We start from the raw sequence: 19,649 nt of genomic DNA on the forward strand, positions 1-19,649 counted from the left end.
AGGAACTGCTTACTGGTAACAGATGAATATATTCGTTTTTCATCTGTATACGCATGTTGGATTATGCTACATAAAACACGGGGAATTGCTTTAAGTTATATACGTTACCGGGAAACATCAATCATTGCCAGAGTATATACCGAGGCGTTTGGTATTCAGAGTTATGTTGTCAATAACGTCCGCTCGGCCAAAAGCAAAACCAATAAGATTGCCCTCTTTCAGCCGATGACGCTGCTGGACATGGTGGTATACTATAAAGACGACCGTGACCTGAACCGGCTTTCTGAAGTTAAGACGCTGCATCCGCTGCAAAGTATCCCGTTTGAAGTCGCAAAATCCGGGATTGCGCTCTTTCTTACCGAAATGCTGACGAAAAGCCTGAAAGAAGAATCCGGTAATCCGATGCTCTTTCAGTTTCTGCTGGAATCGATTCTGCTGCTGGAGCACATGGAGACGGGCTACGAAAACTTTCACCTGGCCTTTCTGGCGAAGCTGTCCGCCTATCTGGGCTTTGGCCCGGAAAATGCGCGGGAGTTTGAACAACAACTCCGTGAGCGTTCTTATCCGTTTTTACCTAATACCGAAACCGAACTGGCTCTCAATACCTTGCTTCGCCGGCCGCTTGGCACTGCTGTCAGACTATCGCGGACCGACCGCCTCAACCTGCTGGAAGCACTGGTGGCCTATTACCGGATCCATGTTGACGCCATGGGCGAGATTAAGTCGCTGGCCGTACTGCATGAAGTGATGAGCTGACGGAGATTTTAGTAAGATATTGCCATAAAATCGCTGTTCGCGACAGCTTTTGGCTAATTTTGCAACCCTTATTTCATACGAAACAACCTGAAGATGAACGCTCCTTTTGAGGCTATGCCCGCCCGCCGTCAGGAACAGCTCCTGGCCTTTGACCGTTTGCTGACGATCATGGATGAATTGCGGGAACAATGTCCCTGGGATAAAAAGCAGACCATGGCCAGTCTTCGCCACCTGACTATCGAAGAAACGTACGAGTTATCAGATGCCATTCTGGATAATGACCTGCCTGAGATCCGTAAGGAGTTGGGGGACATCCTGTTACATATCGTATTTTACGCCCGTATCGCTTCGGAGACCAGCACGTTTGACATTGTCGATGTACTGAACGGGATCTGCGAAAAGCTCATCTCGCGGCACCCGCATATTTACGGCGATGTAAAGGCCGATACGGAAGAGCAGGTGAAACAGAACTGGGAACAGCTGAAGCTGAAAGAAGGGAATAAGTCGGTGCTGTCGGGTGTGCCGGGCTCGCTGCCCGCGCTGGTGAAAGCCATGCGGATTCAGGAAAAAGCGCGCGGTGCCGGTTTCGACTGGGAAGAAAAGGAGCAGGTCTGGGAAAAAGTCGAAGAGGAACTGCAGGAATTTAAGGCGGAGTTTAATGTGTCGGGCGAACAACCCATCGACAAACAAAAGGCAGAAGGGGAGTTCGGGGATTTGTTGTTCTCCCTTGTCAACTATGCCCGCTTTATTGATATCAATCCGGAAACGGCTTTGGAACAGACAAATAAAAAGTTTATCCGCCGGTTTCAGTATCTGGAAGAGCAGGCAAAACTGGCCGGAAAGGCGCTGAAAGACATGACGCTGGCCGAAATGGACGTGTACTGGGAAGAAGCCAAACGGAACTAAAAACTGCCCGAAATTACCTCACTATTCTGCCATGCGAATTGCGTTTATAACTGATCTGCACATTGCCGGTGCCGGCGAAATGCCCTACGGCGTCGATGTGCGCCAAAATTTTCTGAATGCGTTGGCCTACGCCAAAGACCTTCATCCGAACGTCCTGGTGCTGGGCGGCGATATTTGCTACAACGTCGGTGATGAAGCCATTTATCAATGGGTAAACGAGCAGATTACGGACATGCCGTTTCCCGTATATGTGATCTCCGGCAATCACGATGACACGGTGATGCTGTGCGAGCACCTGCGGTTCAACCACCATTTACAAAACGGCGAGCTGTATTACGCTCTTCCGCTTGAAGGCTATCCTGCCCTTTTTCTGGATACGTCGAAAGGCGAAATGTCGGAAGCTCAGTGGACATGGTTTACCGAACATTTACAGGCACTGAGGGATAACAATGTGCTGGTGTTCATGCACCACCCGCCGGTAAAAGCGCACGTAGCCTTTATGGACGCAAACTACCCGTTCCGGCAATCAGAGCGCTTTCTGGAGCTGGTTAAGAACTTACCCTGTCACGTAACGGCAATATGCGGGCATTATCATGTTGAGAAATGGGTGCAGCGGGGTAACCTGACGGTGCTGGTGACACCGTCATTGTATTTCCAGATGAAACATCAGACCGAAGAAGTGGTGATTGACCATTACCGGCCCGCTGTCCGTGAGTTTATTTTTGATTCTGACGGGTTATACAGCACGGTACATTATCTCGAAGCCGAAAGACAGGATGCCTGATCCGGAACGCAATACATAAAAAAACGCCGGCAGATCTCAGGACCTGCCGGCGTTTTTTTATATCCGGAAATTACCGTGCCGAATAGTTCGGCGCTTCTTTCTGAATCTGGATGTCGTGCGGGTGGCTTTCGCGCACACCGGCCGACGTAATCTTCACAAATTTAGCCTGTTGCAGCGCAGGAACAGATGCCGCACCGCAGTAGCCCATACCGGCTTTCAGACCACCTACCAGTTGATAGATGATTTCGGAAACGCGGCCTTTGAATGGTACACGGCCTACGATACCTTCCGGCACCAGCTTCTTAATATCGTCTTCGGCATCCTGGAAGTAGCGGTCTTTCGAACCTTCTTCCATGGCTTCAACCGAGCCCATACCGCGGTAGGTTTTAAAGCGGCGACCTTCATACAGGACCACTTCGCCCGGCGCCTCTTCCGTGCCGGCAAGCAGGGAGCCTACCATGACCGTACTGGCACCACCGGCGATGGCTTTGGTAATGTCGCCCGAGAACCGGATACCACCGTCAGCAATCACCGGAACACCTGTTCCTTCAAGAGCCTTCGCTGCTTCATAAACGGCCGTTAGCTGCGGCATCCCGATACCGGCGATGATCCGCGTGGTACAGATACTGCCCGGACCAACACCAACTTTCACCGCATCGGCACCGGCATCGGCCAGGGCTTTCGCACCTTCGCCCGTTGCCACATTACCGGCAATGACCTGAAGTTTAGGGAAACGTTCCTTGATCGCACGAACCGCATTTAAAACGCCAACGTGGTGTCCGTGGGCGGTATCAACGCTGATCACGTCAACGCCCGCTTTAACCAACGCTTCAATCCGTTGGATGTAGTCGTGCGTAACCCCTACAGCGGCTCCTGCCCGTAACCGGCCGAGTTCGTCCTTGCAGGCGTTCGGGAAGTTTTTCTTCTTCAGAATATCCTTGTACGTAATCAGTCCGACCAGGTGATTCTGGTCGTCAACGATAGGCAGTTTTTCAATTTTAAACTGTTGCAGAATACTTTCTGCCTCGTCCAGCGTCAGGCCGATGCGGGCTGTGATGAGGTTCTGGCTGGTCATGATATCCGTAACCGGCCGCGACAGTTCCGTCTGGAAACGGAGGTCACGGTTGGTGAGAATACCGATCAGTTTATTGGAAGCGTCTACAACCGGAATGCCGCCGATTTTAAAGTCACGCATGATGCGGTGTGCATCGGCCAGCGTGGCTCCCTCGGTAAGTGTAACGGGATCAATAATCATCCCACTCTCGTACCGCTTCACCTTACGGACTTGTTCGGCCTGGGCCTCCACCGACATATTCTTGTGGATAATCCCGATACCGCCCGTTTGCGCCATCGCAATGGCCAGCTCATACTCAGTCACAGTATCCATGGCCGCCGAAATAAGCGGAACATTCAGCCGGATGTGACGGGTAAGTTGCGTGTCGGTTTTCGTATCGCGGGGAAGAACCTCCGAATAGGCAGGCAGGAGCAGTACGTCGTCGTAGGTGAGAGCCTCGTAGAGAAACTTGGAAGAGTCTAAGCTCATGGCAAATAACTGGTTGTCTTATTTGCCAGGCAAAGCTACGGAAAATCCGGGAATCCCGGCGCAGTTCACAAAATATTAATAAAAATAAGCCTTAAAAACGTGATTAAGTCCAACAAAACCGTTCTTTAAACCGGTTTTTCAGCGGCTGGCTACGTAGGCTGACGGTTGTGTTACCGATTTTTTAAGCACATACTGCGCCATAACCGGGAAGTGATCGGATACGGTAATGTCCGAAATGGTCTGGCAGGAGGTGACGTACCAGTCGGCACTGAAAAACTGCTGATCAATCCGGACACAGTAGGGGTGCCGGTTGAGGGTGAAGCCCATGCCTTTACCGGCGACCTCAAAGGCGTTGCTGAACCGTTTACTGAGTTGCCCGTAAGAGTAACTGAAAGGCGTTTCGTTGAAATCGCCGCAAATGATGACCGGATACCGGCTGCCGGCAACGAACGCTTCAACCTCCTGAATCTGTTCATCGCGCTTTTCGAAACCTTCCCGGAGCCGGTCAAATGTATCGTAAAGCGCAGAACCGGCCTGTAGCAGATCGCCGTCCCTGATGGCGTCAAAAACGGTATTCACGCGGACGCCCATCGACCAGAGGTGTACGTTGACGACACGGACCGTATCGTGGCCGTAGGCAATGTCGGCGCAGAGGTAGCCGTTGATGTTCGGGCCACCGGTCCGGTGCCAGATGCGGCCGTACTGGTTCACAATCGGGTATTGCGAGAGCAGTGCCAGCCCGACCTCACGGTTATTATCAAAGCAGGTGAGTTTAGCCATCTGATCGGCATATTGCTGTTCGATCCGGCGGTTCGGGGTGTATTCCTGAAAACAGGCGATATCGGCTTTCAGGGCCTTGAGCGTCGCCGCCGATGTGTGATCATCGCCGAAGGATTCGCTGTTGAAACTGAGTACATTCAGCTTTTTGGCCGACCTCAGTTCCTGCGCCGGTGTCCCCAGTCCACCGGTCAGGCGTTTGACCACCGGCAGGCTGAACAAAACCCAGCACAAACCTGCCGTGGCGATGATGTGCTGGCCTTTGCGCCATAAATAAATGCAGGTAATAAACCCCGAAACAATGGCCACGGGCAGCGTCATCATGATAAAGCCCGTTAACCAGTGCCCGAAAATGGGGTAGTAGCAGAAGGCCATTGTCAGAAACAGATACCCCAGCATGGCGTAGGCTTTCGGAAATTGCCGGTATTGCGCCATCAGGAGCCGGGCCGCCCGGCTGGCGTAGCTGACCGTTTCCGGATATGCTTTCCTGATTGCGGTACGATATATTGAGAATACGTTCATAGCCGTGGATATTTATTTAACCTCGAAACTACCGTTGCCGATTCTGAAGCCCTCGGCATACAGTTCGATAGTGTATCTGCCTGATTTATAGTTCGTATCCTTCCGGTACAGAATGTCAATCTTCTGGTCGTTGTTTTCGTAGAATACGGCCTGACGGATGCTGTAGCCAATCTCCCGGCCTTCGTAATAGAGCATACCACCGACGCCGTTTTCACTCAGCACCGCGCCGTTACTGTCCATGATCCGGACAAAAATATCTTTGGTATTCTGGGCTGTCAGGGGGTTGGCGGGTAGGGTGAAGGCAATTTTAAGCCGGTCGATGCGGGAGGCTTTGTAGCTGCCACCGCTTCGTTCGCGGCCACCGGACGAAACCGCAGCCACCTGTACATCAACCGCTTTCAGAGCTGAACCCAGATTAACCTTACGCTTCAGGTCATCGTTTTGGGCCGAGTAGCTTGCAACGGTCTGGCTCAGTGCTTCCTTCTCTGTCTTAAGGCCGGCGTTCTCGTTAATGACGCTTTGCTTTTCGGCTTCTAATTCTTTCGCGCGGCTCAACAGCGTTCCGTTTTCGGCCCGGAGCTGTCGGATATCATCGTCTTTGGTCGTCAGGTAGTTTTCGTATTCCCTGATTTTGAACTGATACTTCTGAGCGGAAAAACTGAAATCGTATTTTAATTTCTTCTTGTCGTTTTCGAGCTGCTGGCGAATTTTACGCAGTTCAGAGACATTGCCTCCCAGCTGCCGGATCTGCGTAATCTGCGTGTCCAGCTGCCGGGCAATCGAATCGAGTTTGGCTTCGGTTTCGGCGAGCTGCTCTACTTTGTTCGTGAGCGACTTCTGGAGCTCAAGTGTTTCATTCTGAGCACCCAGATACAGATAACCCATCAGTGTAAATATGCCGATCAGCACGCCGATGGTTATTTTAAAGATAATCTGGTGGTTAGTTGTCGCCTGCATGTTTTTGTTTCGCCTATTGGGTTACAAATGAACAGGCAGAAACTTAAGCACGACTTAAACTGACTTTAAATTTACCTTAAAATGGCCCTTAATGGCGGAAAACAAGTGAAAAACGGGTCCCTTCTTCGGTAGACGTTACCGAAATTGTGCCATTATGGAGGTCAACAATCTGAGCGACGATAGCCAGTCCGACACCATGCCCTTTGGCGGCTCTGGCGGTTGCATCGCTCCGGTAAAAGGGCTGGAATATGTGAGGCAGGTCTGTTTGCGGAATCGGATTGCCGTGGTTGAACACAGAAACCGTGAGCCCGCCGGCATTGGCCGAGAAGTGCATGCTGGCCGTTTTATCGGTTGAAAACTTACAGGCATTATCCAGCAGGTTCATGAAAAGAACCTTAAGTGCCGCCTCGTTGCCGTTGATCAGCAGGTCATCTTCATCCTCAGGGAATTCATCAAAATGTAAGGCAATCTGATACTCACTGCGCCATTTCTGAACCTGTGCCTTAGCCTCCCACAGCAGCTCATCGAGCCGGATCGGGGCGAAGGGCAGTTGTTTGCCGTCGGCCACGGTATTGGCCAGCGCCAGCAGGGTATTAGTCAGCTCGGTCAGGGAACGTGTGTCGTCCTGTAGCAGGCGCAGGCTGTTTTCGTAGACGTCTGCTGTGCGTGGCTGCATTAGTGTCACGTCGATCTGCGCATACAATCTTGCCAGCGGGTTTTTCAGTTCGTGCGACACATTGGCGATAAACATTTTCTGGGTCAGCAGTGCCTGTTCGATGCGGTCGAGCAACTGGTTAAAGGTAGCGACCAGTACCCCGATTTCGTCGGATTTGTTGGGATGTTCGACGCGCTTCTCGACATTCGCCGGAAAAATGGTCTTCACCTGCTGCACAATGCCTGACATAGGAGCCAGCGCACGGTCAGCGAAAAACCAACCGGATACGCTCAATAGCAGGATACCGGCCAGTACCATAACGATCAGAATTTTCCGCAGATCTTCGAGCGCCTCGCGTCCGTTCTGGTCAATACCGCTGACAATTACCCAGTTATTGCCTTTGTCATTGGTCAGGTAAAGGCCCAGAACCTGATAATCACCGAAGTGGATGTAAGCGGTTTGGGCGGCTTTCCGGAGTTGCGGCATAAACTGTTCGTGAAACGTGGCATTGGCCGGATTTGTCGTAAAGACCACTTTATTCAGCTGCTCGCTGTAGACCGAAATGTTTTCGTTGATGAGCGGCTCCTTGTTCGACAGGTCAACGAGGCGCATGACCGTGGAGTCGGCCGTCTGCAGGTCAAACAGGAGGGTGGTGGTGGTAATGGCACGGTCCTGCAACCGTTTAAAAAAGCGTTTCTGCAGGTAAAGCTTACTGAAAAAATAGACCCCCAGTGAGAAAAACAGCAGTATACCCGTTACCAGAACCACGAACTGATAAGTGAGACGAGCGCGGATATTAATCATGGCTATGCGTTAAGTTTTAAGACGTACCCCATGCCAATCTGGGTGTGTAGAAGTTTGGTGTCGAAGTCTTTGTCGATTTTTTTACGCAGGAAATTGATGTATACCTCAATCACGTTGGTGCCTGTGTCAAAGGTCAGATCCCAGAGTTTTTCGGCCAGCTCGACTTTTGAGATAACGCGGCCCTGATGGCGCATGAAATACTCCAGCAGCGAAAACTCCTTGGCCGTCAGGGTAATGTCCTTGCCGGCCCGCACAACGGTTTTGGTGTCTAAATTCAGTTCCAGATCGGCAAAACGAAGCGTATTGGCCTGTTGAACGAGTCCGCCGGTTCGCCGCGTCAGCGCGCGGACGCGGGCCATGAGTTCCCTGAACTCAAAAGGTTTGACCAGGTAATCGTCGGCTCCTGCATCCAGCCCGGTGATTTTGTCGTCGGTAGTACCCAGGGCCGTCAGCAGCAGGATAGGTGTATCAAGGTTGGCTTCGCGGAGTTTGCGGCAGAGCTCCAGCCCGTTGATGCCCGGCAGGATGATGTCGGAGATAATCAGGGCGTAGGGCGATCGGGTGGCCAGTTGAAAACCCATAGTGCCGTCATACGCAATGTCGACCTCCCACTGATGCTCTTCCAGACCCTGCCGGATAAGCTGCACCATGCGCACTTCATCCTCAATGACCAGTATTTTCATCTGCAACGGCAATTTATGCACTGCCAACCGGTTAACTGTACCAGAATGAGGCCGGTGGGTTGGGCAGTGCAGGTCCGGCTTAATCGTCGGGGATTAAGCGCTTAAATTTTACGTTTCAACTCAAAGTGCTGGCCCAGATACAGGCGGCGTACTTCGGGGTCGCTTGCCAGTTCTTCGGCGGAGCCCTGTTTCAGAATCCGGCCCTCAAACAGGAGGTAGGCACGGTCGGTAATCGACAGGGTTTCGTTTACGTTGTGGTCGGTGATCAGGATACCGATGTTCCGGTGTTTCAGCTTCGCCACAATACTCTGTATATCTTCAACCGCAATCGGGTCAACCCCGGCAAACGGCTCATCGAGCAGGATAAATTTCGGATCAACGGCCAGCGCGCGCGCAATTTCCGTCCGCCGGCGTTCCCCGCCTGACAGTACTTTTCCTTTGCTTTTCCGGACGTGATTCAGGCTGAATTCATCGAGCAGTTCCTGCACTTTGACCTTGCGTTCTGCTTTGGGCGAGTTAGTCATTTCGAGTACGGCAAGGATGTTTTCCTCTACCGATAAATCCCGGAAAACAGACGCTTCCTGCGCCAGATAGCCGACACCCAGCCGGGCGCGCTTATACATGGGCAGGGAGGTAATATCCTGATCATCAATGTAAACTTTGCCGCTATTGGGTTTGATCAGGCCCGTGGCCATGTAAAATGATGTGGTTTTGCCGGCTCCGTTCGGGCCTAACAGCCCGACGATTTCGCCCTGTCCGACCTGGTAGGAAACGTTGTTATTGACGAGGCGGGCGCCGTATTTTTTGATCAGATTTTCGGTTCGTAGTATCATTCAGCTTTTGTTGTTATCACGAAGCTTATCGTATTCATTGGGTTGGGCAAATTACCATATCAATTGATACAGACCTCGTACACAATCGTTTCTTAATCTTTTTTAACGATAAACGTTTTATTCCTGCAAAGATGCACTCTTTCACGGAGTCAGGCAGACATTTTATTGCCAAATTACCGTATTACTGTCCGGAATGAATGTCATTACGACTCCGCGACCCGTATGTCTTTCAGCATCAGTTGCAACGTGGTATTGCCGTTGTAAGTGTTCTCATCGAGCTGATAACAGATTGAAAACGGTTGCTGTGAGGACAGCTGCGGCGCGTAATGGGCCATCCCGAATCCTACTGCCGTGTAAGTATTGTCAGAACCCTGCTGACGCAGCATCAGTTTCAGGTGCTTTTCCTTCATGATAATCGGCTGTTGGGCCAGATACACCGTTTCGGTCGTAAAAACCGGTTGCAGGTTCTGCGGCCCGAAGGGAGCCATCTGCTTCAGAATCCGGTAGAACTTGCCGTCAATCTGGTCCAGATCAATGGTCAGATCAATGTTGATCATCGGCGTCAGCATCTCCTCGTCAATGCGTTGGGATACCACTTCTTCAAACCGCTTCTGAAAAGCAGGCAGGTTTTCTTCCGACAGCGTCAGGCCGGCCGCAAAGGTGTGGCCGCCAAACTGTTCGAGTAAATCCGCACACTCTTCAATGGCTTCGTACACATCAAAACCCGGCACCGACCGCGCCGATCCCGCCAGCTTGTTGTGCGACTGCGTAAGGATAACGGTCGGGCGGTGGAAATGCTCAATACACCGTGAGGCTACGATACCGATAACGCCTTTGTGCCAGGTAGCATCATACAGGACTGTACTTTTGGCATGGACCAGCTGTTCATTACCGCGGATCATGGCCAGGGCCTGTTCGGTCATGCTGCTATCGTATTGCCGGCGGCTGTTGTTGTTTTCGTTAATCTCAAAAGCGGCCTGTTCAGCTGCTTCGTCGGTTTCGGCCAGTAGCAATTGCACGGCGGCTTTGGCGTGTTTAATCCGTCCGGCCGCATTAATCCGCGGACCGATACCAAAGACCACACTGTTGATGTCGAGTTCGCGGCTCAGACCGGCAATTTTGATCAGCGCCTTCAGACCAGGTCGGCTGGTTTTATTCAGCACTTTAAGCCCGTAATAAGCCAGCACGCGGTTTTCACCCGTAATCGGTACAATATCAGCGGCGATGCTGACCGCCAGCAGGTCCAAAAAATTATATAACTTCTCCGCCGGAATATCTTTAAAAATGCAGTAAGCTTGTAAGAGTTTAAAGCCTACGCCGCAGCCGGTCAGTTCGCTGTACGGATAGGAGCAATCCTCACGTTTGGGGTCAAGCACTGCTGCCGCATCCGGCAACTCATTGCCGGGCCGGTGGTGGTCGCAAATAATAAAGTCGATGCCAAGGGCTTTGGCTTCGGCCACCCGATCGACCGACTTGATGCCGCAGTCAAGGGCAACAATCAGGGAAAAGTCGTTTTCGGCCGCCCATTGTACACCGGCCTGTGAGATGCCGTAGCCTTCTTTGTAGCGGTCCGGAATGTAGAAGTCGGTATTGGCGTAAAACGTGCGGAGAAAACCGTAAAACAGGGCCACGGAGGTGGTGCCGTCAACGTCGTAGTCACCGTAGACGAGGATTTTTTCCTGCCGCACAATGGCCATGGTCAGCCGCTGCACCGCGCGGTCCATGTCTTTCATCAGAAACGGATCGTGGAGGTGGCTGATGTCGGGCCTGAAAAATAGCCGGGCTTCGTCGAACGAATAAACGCCGCGCTGTACCAGCAGTCCGGCCAGAACCGGACTGATACCGAGCGTCTGCACAAGGTGCTGAATAAACGCCTGTTGTTCCGGCGTGTCAGGGAGCTGACGTTTTATCCAACGTTTACGCTTAGGTTCCGGCTGTGCAATCATAAATGTAAATTAATATCGTTTCTTGTACAGACGCAATATTTTGCGTCTCTGTAACTGCTTAACTTGTTGTACGATGGAACATTGTGCATCCCGGATTTATGATGATCTGAGATGTATAATGAACATTTCGGATATTTAATGGTATGAGACGCAAGATGTTGCGTTTCGGGTATTTAATGGTATGAGACGCAAGATGTTGCGTCTCTACGGAACAAATTTTTACTTGTATGTTTTTTCTTCATTTGCTAGTATGTTGTGTCAGTCTTTCCGGAACACCGGCTCAGGCACCTGTTAAAAGTAGCTTAACCGTTGATGTTCACAACATCAGGGAACTCACCGGCAATATCAGTGTTGCCATTTTTAAGCCCTGTGAAAAATTCCCCGACTGTAAGCCTGTAGAAGGAAAACGCATTGACGTTAAAAAAAATCGCATACAGGTTTCATTTGATGTTGATCCCGGCGAGTATGCCGTTGCTGTCTATCATGATGTTAACGACAATGGGAAGTTAGACAAAAAACTGTTCGGTATTCCTAAAGAACCGTACGGCTTCAGTAATAATTACCGGCCGGTGGTGTCGGCGCCTTCCTTTAAAGACTGCCGGGTTTCGGTTGGGACGGGCGAGACCTCGGTTTCGATCAAATTGCTGTAAACTATTTTTGTCCGGCATACGGCAGACCGCGGCGGCTGACCCGTGGCAGGCATGCCTTTATAGCGGGGACAGATTACTTCCATTGCCTAAGTTGACCGGCTGTTGTCCCGCAAATCCGTCAGGAATTAGCTACCTTGCCAGCCGGTTACGGGAAAAAACAGGCTTGTGAGCGTATAAATTCAGCAGTACATGAAAACGAAACGTTGGCTATTGGGATTGGTGTTAACGGGGATAGCGGCAGCCTGCGTGCCTGATTTTATTTTTCGTGATCCTGACTGGGTGGTACTCAAACAAGGTGCTCATGAGCCTTTCCCGCGCCGCAAAGAGGGAACGCTGATCAAACCGCGGTTGCTGTTTGCCACGGTCACCTTCGATAGCTCCTGCATTTACACCCTAGATGGCGGCAACCAGCAGGACTGGAACAAACTGATCGGGTTTGGCTTTGTCGGGTCGAAAAACCAGAATATTTATACACCGCCTCACCGCGTCGACGGCGTGCGGATTGGCTGGCGCTGGAATCCGGCCTCGCAACGGATTGAGCTTGGCTCGTATGTGTATAAAGCCGGCGTGCTGCAAGCCAAAATGCTGAAAGACGTCAAAATCAACGAGCCGATCGATGTGAGTATCAAAGTCGATTACAAGCGGAAGGTCTATACTGTAATGGACATTGAAGAAATTCCGTATGAGCACGACAAGTCAATCGTGATGCGGACCGGCGTCTATTTCGGGGGACAGGAAGTCGCCCCGCACGATATGCGCATCCGTATTTCAGAATAATACAGCCTCCGCTGACTATTTTTTCCGGTATTTACTTGACAGGATTACCAAACTATAGCTTACTTTGCATATCAAAGTACTTTTGCGTTTATGCAGATACTCACACTACTTCCCCCGCGCATCCTGAGACCAATCGTTATTACGCCTGTATCGGGCAGGGGCCTGCGCGCGCTCCTGATCCTGACCGTTATCGGGCTTTGTATGGTGACCATGCGGGGCCTGTTAACGCAGAACTGGTGGTTTTTCTACATGCTGTGCTGGAACGGTGCGCTGGCATGGTTTCCGCTGGGGGTAGTGCTGGTAATGCGCGACTTGCTGTTATCCAGAGCACTGCGCCCGGGGACAGCGGTTCCGTTTCTGCTGCTGTGGCTGGTCTTTCTGCCGAATGCTCCGTATATCATCACCGATTTGTTTCATATTCAGCATATTCAGTCGCCGCTGCTCTGGTTCGATACCATGACCATTTTTCTGTTTGCGTTGACGGGCCTGCTGACGGGATTGTATTCGACCTTGCTGGTACACCGGCTGGTCGTGCAGCGTGCAGGCACACTGCTGACGTGGGTTTGTATGCTGGGTTGTCAGGTTTTGTCGGGCTTCGGAATTTATCTGGGGCGCTGGATCCGGCTGAACAGCTGGGATCTGCTGACCACGCCCGGTGTGCTGGCCCGTGCGGTTTACGATGCCTTGCATAACACACTGAGCCTGAAGCTGACAATTACATACGGGCTGGTACTGGCTGGTCTATATGTGGCGTTTTATGTGTTCAGCGAAGACGATACCGCCAAAAAATTTAAGCTTACCTGACGCTGCCCAAACCTGCCCTATGATCAACCCCCTGAAAGTAGTACGTAGTTTCCGGTTTGCCGGACAGGGCATTGCTGACCTGTTCCGCTACGAGAACAATGCCAGGGTACACCTGCTGGCAGCAATCGGGGTGATCGGCGTATGTTTCTGGCTGAACCTGAATCAAACGGAATGGGCAATCGTCCTGACGCAGATCGGACTGGTCTGGGCGGCCGAAGGATTCAATACCGCCATCGAAAAGCTATGTGATCTGGTGTCGCCCGGTTATCACCCTCAGGTTAAGGCCATTAAGGATCTGTCTGCCGGAGCCGTGCTGCTGGTGGTACTGGTGGCTGTGGTGGTGGGCAGCTTACTGATCGGTACAAAACTCTATACCCGTTTCCTGCTATTTTTTTCTTAAATCATGTACGAGACCCGCGAACATCTACAGACATTAACTGAAATCCGCAGCCTGATGGAGCGCTCATCGAAATTCCTGTCGCTGAGTGGTTTATCCGGTGTTTTTGCCGGCGTAGTCGCCCTGATCGGTGCGGCTGCCGTGTATTGGCGGCTGGATTTGCATTATACGGCCTATACATCCTACGACGGGACGCAGGTTCTGTTTTCCGATGCGAAACAGGATATTGTCGGTTTTCTGATGCTGGACGGTATTGCCGTACTACTGGTTGCACTCGTGGGCGGCTCGTTATTTACGATCCGGAAGGCACGTAAACAAGGGTTGAGCATCTGGAACACAACCTCGAAACGGTTGTTACAGGCGTTGTTTACACCGCTGCTGGCAGGAGGTATTTTCTGCCTGGGTCTGATTCATCATCACCTGATCTGGCTGGTATTTCCGGCTACGCTGGTGTTCTACGGGCTTGCGTTATTAAATGTAGCCCGCAACACCGTACGGGATTTGCATTATCTCGGGATTTGCGAAATCGTACTGGGCTTACTGAGTTTATTTTTGACGGGGTATAGCCTGCTGACCTGGGCCTTCGGATTCGGGGTTCTGCATATTGTTTACGGAATGGTTATGTACTTTAAATACGATGCTAAACCAGCGAAAGGAACCGGCTCAATTTGATTCAGAACGCCGGTTTTTTGTACTTTTGACAGATGAAAGATTTGCTTGCACAGTTCAACAAAGCCTTTGAGAGCAAAGCACGGTTGAGTATCATGTCGGTGTTGCTGGTGAATGAGTCGCTGAGTTTCAATGCGCTCAAGGAACTGCTGCAACTGACAGACGGCAACCTTGCTACCCATTTGCGGGCGCTCGAGGAAGCAGGCTATCTTCTGATTTCCAAGCAGTTTGTCGGCCGGAAGCCGAATACAACCTATACCGCTACAGAAGCCGGCCGCCAGGCGTTTGCTGATCACCTTACCAGCCTGGAGTCATTTATTAAAGGATTGGGGTAGCGGTTGATCGCCGGAGAAACCGTAGCCTTTTGATTGCCAATGGATCAATGCTTATACAGGATGCCGCTTGGGGTAACAGCACCGTTGCGGCAAAATTTTTTCTCATTTAACTTTGAAAAACAAAGTACTTTATGAAATTAAGTATTGCGCAAACCGATGAGCAGGACATTCGTCCGGGCGATAGCGGACAAATTCTTCCGGATGCTCCACAACCGGCTATTTTCGGGAAACGGGCTGCCTGGCTGCGTCCGTTTGAACAACCGTCATTCAGCGGTGGGATAACCCTGCTGATCACCTCGTTGCTGATTACATTGGTGATGAACGGGCAGGAAGAGCGGGCCGACCAGAGTTTCAGGCAAATCGCCTTTATGGTACAGTATGCGTTGACGCTCATATTCAGCCTGCACCTGCTTTGGCAACGGCACGTTAACCTGCGGGAGCTTCCGGCCGAAAGCCGGTCTGTCCGCTGGATTGGCCTCTTGCTCTGGCTGGTCAGCGCCTTTGCCCTGAACCGGCTGATGGCCGTATTTCAGGATTCTACGCTTTGGCTACAGATACTGCTTGTGGTATCCGGTGCGGCCATGCTGGCCCATACGTGGCTGGCGCAGATGTCTGTCCGGATGCAGCAAGGGGTGTATCTGCTGCTAGCCGTCTGCTGGTGGCTGTTTCTCTATGCCGCCTTTTACCTGATCGAATTGTATCTGGTAAGCCTCCCCGGCTTGCTGGTTTTCGGGCTGACCTTTCACACGTTTGTCCCGTTACTGCTTGCCTGGGTAATCGGGAAGCGGTTGTGGGTTGACTATAGCACACAGGAGCATTTACGGCCGGCCATCCTGATCGGGCTGGTCGTGCCGGTTCTGGTCGTATGGGGCTTTTTAACCCTGTGGGGCAAACAAATTGACCGGCTTGAAAGGGCGAAAACGGCAGCGGTTATGCGGCAGACCGACGATTTGCCGGAATGGATTTTGCTGGCGCAGCAACTGCAGCCGGACTGGCTGGTAAGCCGGATGCTGCGCGTCGGGAGTTTCTATGACCAGGGACCGTTTACCGGTGAAAGCCGGCTTGATAAACTGACAGCCATTGATGACCGCCGGGAGCATGATCCGCTGGTACTGATGGCCAGCCGGTATGCATCACAAAGGGTTGTTCCGGAAGCCGACCGGCTTAAGCTGTTGCGCCTTGTGGAGGGCAACCGGCATGGAAGTTCGGAGAAGTTCTGGCTTGGCCGCAACCTGATTACGCAGCACGTTGTGACACTGGCGCGCATCTGGCCGCAGTTCCGGCTGGCGTATACCGAGAAAACAATACAGATCCGTAATACGGCGCAGCAGACAACCCGCGAGGCATTGTATACCTTCCACCTGCCGGAAGGTTCGGTTGTATCGTCGTTGTCGTTCTGGATCAACGGAAGGGAAGAAAAGGCCCGGCTGACTACCTTGGCCAAAGCTGATTCAGCGTACCGGCAGGTAGTCAATGTGGAGTCACGACCCATGCCGCGTGATCCGGCGGTGGCTTTGTGGCAGGAGGGAAATCAGGTGACAGTGCGGGTGTTTCCTTGCCCGGCCAGCGAGGACCGGCAATTCCGGATCGGCATCACCTCGCCGCTGCGGCTCACAACGGCACACCGGCTGGTGTATGAAAATCCGTTTTTCGAGGGGCCGGATACGCGCAATACCCGCGAGCAGGTGCGGATTGAGTGTATGCAGGCGCCCGAAGCGGCCGAAATCCCGTCCTGGCTGGCTATGGATCTGAACCGGACGATTACCTACGAAGGAGACTACCATGCCGACTGGACTTTTTCGTTTAAAGCACCGGCACTTTCAACAGCCCCCTTTGTGATGGATGGCAAGGCATGGACGCTCGCGCCGTATGTTCCCGAAAAAGAAGCCTTCGCCCTGACAGATGTCTATCTGGATATTAACGCTGCCTGGACACGTATTGAATTCGATAAGGTGGTTGACTGGGCGCGGCAGGCGAACCGGACACTGTGGGTATTCGACGATGGCCTGAAAACGGTAACTGATGCATCTGCCGGTGCGTATTTCGATAAGCTGTCGGGGCAGTCTTTTTCGCTGTTCCCTATCTACCGGATTGCGCACCCCGAGACGGCATTGCTGGTGACCAAAAGTACCGGTATTGGGCCGGTACTGAAAGAGCTGGATGGCAGCCCGTTTGCGGCCGGAACGCAATCACTGGCGACCCGGAAAACGCCGGTTGCGGTATTCACTCTGCCGGACGCCCCGCTGTCGGCTTACCTCAAAGGTCTGTCTGAGCTGCAACTGATTCAGGTACAGTCCGGGGGAATGGATGCGCTGGAAGAAATGATCCGCTTCCGGCCAACCCGCCTGGAACCGGTGATAAAACCGGATGAAGTGGCTTTGCCGATAGCGGGCGTAACCATTCAGCAACACCCTGTACGTGTGCAGCAGGCAGCATTGGTCCCTGACCATCTGGCGCGGCTCTTTATTTATAACGACATTATGCGGCGGGTTGGGCCCCGCTTTTTCGATCAGTCATTTCGATCCGATAACGTACTGGTGGGTGAGGCAGAGCGGGCTAATATCCTGTCGCCGGTATCCAGTCTGATTGTGCTGGAAACGGAGCAGGACTATAACCGGTTTGGCATCAAACGGGATCAGAAAGGGCTGGAAAATGCTACCCTGAAAAACGAAGGAGCTGTGCCCGAGCCGCATGAATGGGCCTTGCTGGTTGCCGCTCTTCTGTTTGTGTTTATTATCCGTCGCTGGTCCGTTTCCTGATGCAGCTATGATACACGTTGATCTGACGACTATCCTCGCCCTGGTGCTGTTCGTTTTGGGGTTACGGACGCACTGGTGGCCGAGGTTGCTGACGCTCTTATTGTTATCGCCCGCGTTGCTGTATGTACTGACGGTTTTCGGATTCGCAATCCGGTTGCAGTTGAGCCATTGGGCAGGCGGCTTACTGCAATGGGGCGGGTTTGATGTGCAGGTGGCGGGCAATGTACTGATCCGCGGGGCAGGGTCGGGGCATCCCGTAGAAATGTCGGTTGATCCGGCCTGTGCGGGCCTGCACATGACCGGTGTGTCGGTACTGGCGGGTGCCTGGTGGCTGATGCACTACGAAACACGCCTTCGCCGCCGTTTAAGCAGCCTGTGGACCGTCGTTCTGGGTATTGCTATATTAGGATTGACGCTGGTGAGTAACCTGCTGCGTATTCTGGTGCTGGTACTGTTCGGCCTTGGCCCTGATACGTGGCTGCATGATCTGGTTGGCCTGCTGTGTATTATGGCCTATACATGGTTGCCTGCTTGGTGGCTGGCCTACCGGGCTGTCCATCGGTTTGGCCATGACGCGAAACAGGCGCAGGCTACCCGACCCGGATGGGCGATTGCTTTGTTAGTGCTGGGTATTGGCATCAAATGGCTGACCGGCTTGCCGGAAACCGTAGATCAAGGGCAGCTGAAACGGGTAGCGGAAGAATGGCAGCGGCAGGGATTTACCGGCGTTAACTTACCAAATCAGTTCGTGAAACTAGAGAAACCGGGCTATTTAGTCTACCTCAAACCCGTGTCGAACTGGTGGAGTGCTGAGCATAGTCCGGCGGTTTGCTGGCGGGGGAGCGGTTATGTCTTACAGCATATTGAAGAAACCCGGTGGCGTGGGCAGCCATGTTACCGGGCAGAGCTGCGGAAATCCGGTACCGGTATGCAGTCATCGGCAGACAGCCCGCTGTATACCTACTGGTGGTTTTCCGATGGCCGCGAACAGACAGTTAGTCAGCTGGCCTTCCGGTGGAAAATGCTTTTAGGAGGGCCTGATTACGTCCTGGTCAATGTGACGATGGATGAATCGGGCCGGCAGGTAGCGCTGGCCGGACAGGTTACCGGAGCCGGCGAATAGTGATGGGTACACAGACTGAGGTCTGGCACTGGCAACTGGTCACCGGCAACGTGGTGGTAACGTCGGTAAAACAACCCTGTTCGTTAAACACACGAATAGTATAGGCTAAAGCACTGACCGGATTCGGCTGCCGGCGGTTAATAACCCCATCGGCGGGTATTATAGGTAAGGTACCCGGTTCTGTAGCGCTGCCGGTATAGGTCGTGCCCTGCGAAAAATCGTACCGGTCGGTGGCACTGAAATTAGCCACTACCAGCTGCCCGTCCTGATTGGCCGTTCCGCCGGAGCAGGTGGCTGCAATGCTCCGGAATGCCGGTTCAGGACTGCTCCCCGATGCAATGTTTACGCTTAATGTCTGGCTGGTATTTACCGCATCCGTCACCGTAACACTGTATGTACCGGCGGGCAGGGCGGTGCGGTTTTGTGTATCAACCCCATCATTCCAGTTATATTGATAAGGTTCGTAACCGCCCAGAATGTATAGTGAAATGGCTCCTGTCGAGTCATTTTTGCACCGGATGTTCTGCGATGAATAGAGAATCTCGAACTGCTCGGCCGGTAGTAAAAATAAAGAGTCATTGTTGGTCTGGCCTCCTGCCGGCTCCGTCTGAGCCAGTAACGTAATTGGAAAAAACCAATATACCAGAAGACAAAAATACCTTTCGGGTACTTTTGTTTTGAGCAACGTCATTTTAATTTTTATGGGTTAGATAAAACACACAACACAAACCTGACAGCCGCTAACTCGTTTTAAATCGTTGAGCTGATGGATGGTGTAGACCAAAATCTGTGCTACAGTACTGGTGTTTTATTAAGTTTCTTAAAATCAATTACTTGCAAAAATGACAGAGCCTACATTTTTTCCAAAAAATAGAATAAAGTCTCTCCTAAGAAGTTAACTTTTGGAAAAAATTAAATTGACTATGTCTATATAGAGACGTCATAAGTGTGTAACGGTCACCTTTTTAT

19 protein-coding genes are annotated in these 19,649 nt (G+C 52.1%); 11 read left to right on the forward strand and 8 right to left on the reverse strand.

Annotation, left to right across the window (positions count from 1 at the left end):
- The first annotated feature begins 63 nt into the window (after positions 1–63).
- The 3 genes from recO (at position 64) to AC23NW_RS05790 (ending at position 2,446) form a co-directional block, all read left to right on the forward strand.
- Positions 64–756: a DNA repair protein RecO gene (gene recO, locus AC23NW_RS05780; protein ID WP_487448275.1), complete on the forward strand. Its 693-nt coding sequence runs from the start codon at positions 64–66 to the stop codon at positions 754–756.
- A gap of 93 nt (positions 757–849) precedes the next feature.
- On the forward strand, positions 850–1,662 hold the full coding sequence (gene mazG, locus AC23NW_RS05785; protein WP_487448276.1) for a nucleoside triphosphate pyrophosphohydrolase: 813 nt from the start codon (positions 850–852) through the stop codon (positions 1,660–1,662).
- 31 nt (positions 1,663–1,693) lie between these two features.
- Complete coding sequence (locus AC23NW_RS05790; protein WP_487448278.1) at positions 1,694–2,446, forward strand: metallophosphoesterase family protein; 753 nt, start codon at positions 1,694–1,696, stop codon at positions 2,444–2,446.
- Positions 2,447–2,516: 70 nt separating this feature from the next.
- Here AC23NW_RS05790 and guaB read toward each other — a convergent pair whose 3' ends face one another.
- From guaB to recJ, 7 genes are all read right to left on the reverse strand, one after another.
- Positions 2,517–3,989, reverse strand: coding sequence for an IMP dehydrogenase (gene guaB, locus AC23NW_RS05795; RefSeq protein WP_487448280.1), 1,473 nt, complete (start codon positions 3,987–3,989; stop codon positions 2,517–2,519).
- Positions 3,990–4,127: 138 nt separating this feature from the next.
- Positions 4,128–5,288, reverse strand: coding sequence for an endonuclease/exonuclease/phosphatase family protein (locus tag AC23NW_RS05800; protein WP_487448282.1), 1,161 nt, complete (start codon positions 5,286–5,288; stop codon positions 4,128–4,130).
- Positions 5,289–5,300: 12 nt separating this feature from the next.
- Positions 5,301–6,245 (reverse strand): hypothetical protein, encoded by a 945-nt coding sequence (locus AC23NW_RS05805; protein ID WP_487448283.1) that lies wholly within the window; start codon positions 6,243–6,245, stop codon positions 5,301–5,303.
- Between the two features lie 88 nt (positions 6,246–6,333).
- A complete protein-coding gene (locus AC23NW_RS05810) occupies positions 6,334–7,704 on the reverse strand; it encodes a sensor histidine kinase (RefSeq protein ID WP_487448284.1) in 1,371 nt (456 codons plus the stop codon).
- 2 nt (positions 7,705–7,706) lie between these two features.
- A complete protein-coding gene (locus AC23NW_RS05815; protein WP_487448286.1) occupies positions 7,707–8,387 on the reverse strand; it encodes a response regulator transcription factor in 681 nt (226 codons plus the stop codon).
- 101 nt (positions 8,388–8,488) lie between these two features.
- Positions 8,489–9,220 (reverse strand): LPS export ABC transporter ATP-binding protein, encoded by a 732-nt coding sequence (gene lptB, locus AC23NW_RS05820; RefSeq protein WP_293845801.1) that lies wholly within the window; start codon positions 9,218–9,220, stop codon positions 8,489–8,491.
- A 203-nt stretch (positions 9,221–9,423) separates the two neighbouring features.
- Positions 9,424–11,166, reverse strand: a complete 1,743-nt coding sequence (gene recJ, locus AC23NW_RS05825; RefSeq protein WP_487448288.1) for a single-stranded-DNA-specific exonuclease RecJ — start codon at positions 11,164–11,166, stop codon at positions 9,424–9,426.
- 227 nt (positions 11,167–11,393) lie between these two features.
- Between recJ and AC23NW_RS05830 the strand changes: the two genes are divergently transcribed.
- The 8 genes from AC23NW_RS05830 (at position 11,394) to xrtN (ending at position 18,680) form a co-directional block, all read left to right on the forward strand.
- Complete coding sequence (locus AC23NW_RS05830; RefSeq protein WP_487448290.1) at positions 11,394–11,816, forward strand: DUF2141 domain-containing protein; 423 nt, start codon at positions 11,394–11,396, stop codon at positions 11,814–11,816.
- A 189-nt stretch (positions 11,817–12,005) separates the two neighbouring features.
- Entirely contained in the window at positions 12,006–12,593 is a 588-nt protein-coding gene (locus AC23NW_RS05835; protein ID WP_487448292.1) for a hypothetical protein, read from the forward strand.
- Positions 12,594–12,683: 90 nt separating this feature from the next.
- Entirely contained in the window at positions 12,684–13,397 is a 714-nt protein-coding gene (locus AC23NW_RS05840) for a DUF1361 domain-containing protein (RefSeq protein ID WP_293840816.1), read from the forward strand.
- A 19-nt stretch (positions 13,398–13,416) separates the two neighbouring features.
- Complete coding sequence (locus tag AC23NW_RS05845; RefSeq protein ID WP_487448294.1) at positions 13,417–13,797, forward strand: diacylglycerol kinase family protein; 381 nt, start codon at positions 13,417–13,419, stop codon at positions 13,795–13,797.
- Positions 13,798–13,800: 3 nt separating this feature from the next.
- Positions 13,801–14,466 (forward strand): hypothetical protein, encoded by a 666-nt coding sequence (locus tag AC23NW_RS05850; protein ID WP_487448296.1) that lies wholly within the window; start codon positions 13,801–13,803, stop codon positions 14,464–14,466.
- A gap of 32 nt (positions 14,467–14,498) precedes the next feature.
- Positions 14,499–14,798 carry a winged helix-turn-helix domain-containing protein gene (locus AC23NW_RS05855; RefSeq protein WP_293840825.1) on the forward strand — a complete coding sequence of 100 codons (300 nt, stop codon included), beginning with the start codon at positions 14,499–14,501 and terminating at the stop codon, positions 14,796–14,798.
- A gap of 131 nt (positions 14,799–14,929) precedes the next feature.
- The gene (locus tag AC23NW_RS05860; RefSeq protein ID WP_487448297.1) at positions 14,930–17,557 is read left to right on the forward strand and encodes an XrtN system VIT domain-containing protein; all 2,628 of its coding nucleotides are present in this window, start codon (positions 14,930–14,932) and stop codon (positions 17,555–17,557) included.
- Entirely contained in the window at positions 17,490–18,680 is a 1,191-nt protein-coding gene (xrtN, locus tag AC23NW_RS05865; protein WP_487448298.1) for an exosortase N, read from the forward strand. The genes AC23NW_RS05860 and xrtN overlap by 68 nt, the downstream gene beginning before the upstream one ends.
- Here xrtN and AC23NW_RS05870 read toward each other — a convergent pair.
- Complete coding sequence (locus AC23NW_RS05870) at positions 18,661–19,371, reverse strand: SprB repeat-containing protein (RefSeq protein ID WP_487448299.1); 711 nt, start codon at positions 19,369–19,371, stop codon at positions 18,661–18,663. The two genes, xrtN and AC23NW_RS05870, sit on opposite strands and share 20 nt — an antisense overlap.
- Positions 19,372–19,649 lie beyond the last annotated feature (278 nt).

This window comes from Arsenicibacter sp. R0_47 (genome assembly GCF_057652235.1).